Here is a 3,946-nt window from a genome sequence, read left to right on the forward strand (position 1 = left end):
CCTATATTACCCGTTTGGCCAACAAGGGTGTAGGCGTGCGATTGCTTGCAGCGCTTGCAGGGCATTCACATATATCCACAACACAGAGGTACATAGATGTGAACTCTGACCAGTTGAGCGAAGCTGTGGAGTTACTTTAGCAATCAGGCCTTAGCAGACCTTCGGGCAAGGTGCAGCGAATGGCTACTAGGAGCCCAGAGTCCTAGATTCTGGACGCCACACAAATGACCTGAATCCGCACAAAGCTGTCGTTCGACCTTTTTCAGCCCCGATTTAAGGGGAAGCTCACGCCGACGCCGGGTTTTCCCGAAAGCGGCCACTGGCTGCTGGCCTCCGTCGCGTGACAAAATGTTGTCAGTACGCAAATGCAAATACACAAATTTGTGTGAAGCGAAGATTCTTATTGAACCTCTAGTTGGTGTAGGTTGTACCTGTCATATGGAGCATGCGGCACATATTACGCAAATTGACTATTAGGACGGAGACAAGTTCAATATGCTGACCAGACGCCATTTCATCGCGACCACTACTGCACTTTTCTCAGCGCCGCTGGCTTCGCCCGCTTTTGCCAATACATGGCCAACGGCGTCACAAAAGGCTGCTTGGGACGCGCAAGTTACTCCAGAAAACTTCGTTCTTGAAACATCTAACCCATGGGATCTTGCACCGCGTTTCCTTCCGCAACGGGTCGAGGCACGGGATGGGCTGGCGCCTGGCGATATCCACGTCGATGCTGTCGCAAGATATCTCTACCACATCGAAGAGGGGGGCACGGCGATGCGCTACGGCGTCGCGATTGCGCGCGGTAATCTTTATGAACCGGGCACTTATACCGTGCGCCGTCTGGTCGAATGGCCGCATTGGACACCGACCCAATCGATGATCGAACGTGACCCTGAGAACGCGCGATGGGCTGACGGCATGGAGCCTGGTCCTACAAATGCCCTCGGCTCTCGTGCGATTTACCTCTACGTCGGGCAGCGCGATACGTATTTGCGTATTCATGGCACGCCTCACCCCAGATCGATTGGCGGCCGCGCGAGTTCAGGCTGCGTGCGGATGGTGATGGCGCATATCAATGCGCTGTATCCAAATGTCGAAATCGGCTCAACTGTATATCTCTACTCCGCTTCGGACAGCGTGGTCTCCACCAGCTAACAGTCAAAGCATCGTCGATGACTGCGAACAAATGAAGACAGCTCTGATGAATTCAGGGCCGTTTTTGTTTGTTATGCCTCTGCGGGCTGTTGAATGCAGATGGGACGGTTGTCAGCAGTCCGAAGCGGCAGAGGTGTCTTTTCAACCGGGCCATTGTGCATGTACCAATAGCAACTGTCTTCAGGACGCAGGAAGGCTGACATGAGGTCTTGGTTGGGTCCTGCAATAGCAATCACTTCCTCAGGAATGGAAGGTGTCGGGCTTGCGTCTTGAGGCTCGGTCATGGTGACCGCGCAAGCGCTCACGAGCGGTATGAGCGTGAATACGGCTGCATTTCGCTTGATCATCTTTTGGCTCCCTTTACCCAAGTATTGTTGCTTCGCTGATATGATGAAAGCCAGACGATATTCAATCGTTCCCGCCTTCGGCCTCAAAACTTCCTCCGGCGCGTTGTTGGAAGGTGACTAACTGAGGCAGGTTTTCGTAGTTCAAACGAATATAGGACGCGCTGTCATTTTTCTTCTTGTAGCTCTAGTTGCTGTAGCTCGTATCCTTGTCAAAATAGTCGCGAATCTAAGGATAACTCATGCCACACGATGCTGCTCATCATGATCACGATCATGCCGCTTCTTCGCCTGAAACAGGCACAAGTTGCTGTGGTGGTGATGCTGTTCCGCCAACGCAAGTCAGCGCCTCCGACGGGCGGAGTTTCCACGTCAGCGGCTTGGACTGCGCGGAAGAGGTCTCGATCCTCAACAAAGTCGTCGGTCCAGAGGTCGGAGGGGCGGAATTTCTGGCCTTTGACGTCATCAACGCCAGAATGACCGTTCTTGAAGGTGGCACGTCAGTGTCCTCGGACAACATCATCAAGGCGGTCGCATCAACTGGCATGACGGCCAAACCGTGGGATGCCGAGGACGCCAGCGCCGATCAGGCTGCACATCTGAAGAAACAAAAGCAGTTTACGATGTTGAGCGGAGGCTTTTGGGCGGCGGGGTTCACATACCATCTGGTTGAAACCGGGATTGGCGGGGCCATCGGCATCTTTTCCGGCCATGGGGAATCCGCGATGCCAATGGCGGAAGTTGCCTTGTTCGCTGGCGCAATTCTATTCGGTGTGTGGCTGGTGGCACCTAAAGCATGGTCGTCTGCGCGCCGGATCTCTCCTGATATGAACCTGTTGATGGTGGTTGCCGTTGCCGGTGCAATCGCGCTTGGAGAGTTCTTCGAGGCCGCAACTGTTGCGTTTTTCTTCTCACTTTCACTGTATCTTGAAAGCTGGAGCGTCGGGCGCGCACGCAATGCCGTCTCGGCGCTTCTCGACCTCGCGCCTCCGACCGCGCGGGTGATAAACGAGGATGGGTCTGAGACGGATATTCCCGCCGCGGCCGTCGCTGTCGGAACCAAGTTCATTGTGCGCGGAGGGGACCGCATTCCCCTGGACGGTGAAGTTGTCGACGGGGCGGGAGCTGTCGATCAGGCGCCCATTACGGGTGAAAGCGCTTTGGTGCCAAAAGAGGCGGGCGACGATGTCTACGCGGGCACCATAAATGGTGAGGGCACGTTGACCGTACTGGCAACGAAAGCGGCATCTGACACAGTGTTGTCCAAGATCATTCGCATGGTCGGCGATGCACATTCGCGTCGCGCAGAGGTCGAACAATGGGTGACAAAGTTCGCCCGCATTTACACACCAGTTGTGATGGTGCTTGCTATTTTCATTGCCTTAATCCCGCCACTTGTCGCGGGCGGCGATTGGGGCTTTTGGTTCTACAACGCACTGGTTCTTTTGGTCATCGCCTGCCCCTGTGCTTTGGTGATATCGACCCCTGTCTCCATTGTCGCGGCTCTTGCCGCCTCGGCGCGCAATGGTGTGCTGATCAAGGGCGGAGCCTATGTCGAAGCCCCGGGTCGCACGACAGCGCTGGCCATGGACAAGACCGGTACGATCACCATGGGTGAGCCCGAGGTTGCGGCCATTTATCCGCTTGGTGGCACAACCGAAGCCGAATTGATGGCACGGGCCGTGGCCCTCGAAGCGCGTTCCTCACATCCTCTGGCGCGGGCTATCCTTGGCCGTGCAGAGCAGGACGGAATAAAAATCGTCGCCGCCGAGGATACCCGAACCGTCCCAGGGCGCGGCCTTGAGGGTCAAATGGGCGGTCAGTCCATCTGGCTCGGCTCAGACCGGTTTGCCGAGGAAAAGGGCCTTGGCGGGGATATTCCGGCTGATCTGCGCAATCAGATCGAAGGCGCGGGCAGCACGCTGGTGGCGATCGGTGATGCCAACGGCGTCAGCGGCGTTCTCGAACTGCGGGACCGGATCCGGCCAGATGCCAAGGGCACTGTCGCGCGTTTGCACGCACAGGGTGTCAAAAAGATCGTGATGCTCACCGGCGACAACGCGGCCACGGCAAGAGCAGTGGCTGCCGAAGTCGGTATCGACGAGGTGCGGGCCGAGCTCCTGCCCGAGGATAAGGTCACCGCCATCGAAGAGCTGGTGGCGCAATATACGACCGTCGCGATGATCGGGGACGGAGTGAACGACGCACCGGCAATGGCGCGTGCGCATTACGGCATCGCAATGGGCGCGGTCGGGTCGGACGCCGCGATTGAAACGGCAGACATCGCTCTCATGACAGACGACATCGGCAAAGTTCCATGGCTGATCGGGCATTCGCGCCGGACCATGTCGATCATCAAACAGAACATCGGCCTGTCTTTAGCAACCAAGGCAGTCTTCGTAGTCGCGACCGCCTTTGGCATGGCGTCCATGTGGGGCGCGATC

General features: G+C 56.8%; 4 protein-coding genes. 3 read left to right on the forward strand and 1 reads right to left on the reverse strand.

Translation table 11 applies throughout. The features are described 5' to 3' along the window. A partial coding sequence (locus ACEQWH_RS16015) for a tyrosine-type recombinase/integrase (RefSeq protein WP_370232523.1) occupies positions 1-140 on the forward strand: 140 nt, incomplete at its 5' end. Between the two features lie 355 nt (positions 141-495). Next, positions 496-1,158, forward strand: a complete 663-nt coding sequence (locus ACEQWH_RS16020) for a L,D-transpeptidase (protein WP_270732409.1) — start codon at positions 496-498, stop codon at positions 1,156-1,158. A gap of 71 nt (positions 1,159-1,229) precedes the next feature. On the opposite strand, the gene ACEQWH_RS16025 is transcribed toward ACEQWH_RS16020, so the two are convergent. Beyond that, positions 1,230-1,442, reverse strand: coding sequence for a hypothetical protein (locus ACEQWH_RS16025; protein WP_370232520.1), 213 nt, complete (start codon positions 1,440-1,442; stop codon positions 1,230-1,232). A 302-nt stretch (positions 1,443-1,744) separates the two neighbouring features. On the opposite strand from ACEQWH_RS16025, the gene ACEQWH_RS16030 reads away from it, so the two are divergent. Further along, positions 1,745-3,946: heavy metal translocating P-type ATPase (locus tag ACEQWH_RS16030; RefSeq protein ID WP_370232522.1), on the forward strand; the 2,202-nt coding region annotated here is incomplete at its 3' end.

The sequence above is a fragment of the Cognatishimia sp. genome (assembly GCF_964229375.1).
Lineage (GTDB): Bacteria > Pseudomonadota > Alphaproteobacteria > Rhodobacterales > Rhodobacteraceae > Cognatishimia.

Excerpts from the sequence above, each read along its gene's own strand:
- ACEQWH_RS16020 (WP_270732409.1), top strand. The coding sequence starts at position 496 with ATGCTGACCAGACGCCATTTCATCGCGACCACTACTGCACTTTTCTCA.
- ACEQWH_RS16025 (WP_370232520.1), bottom strand. The coding sequence starts at position 1,442 with ATGACCGAGCCTCAAGACGCAAGCCCGACACCTTCCATTCCTGAGGAA.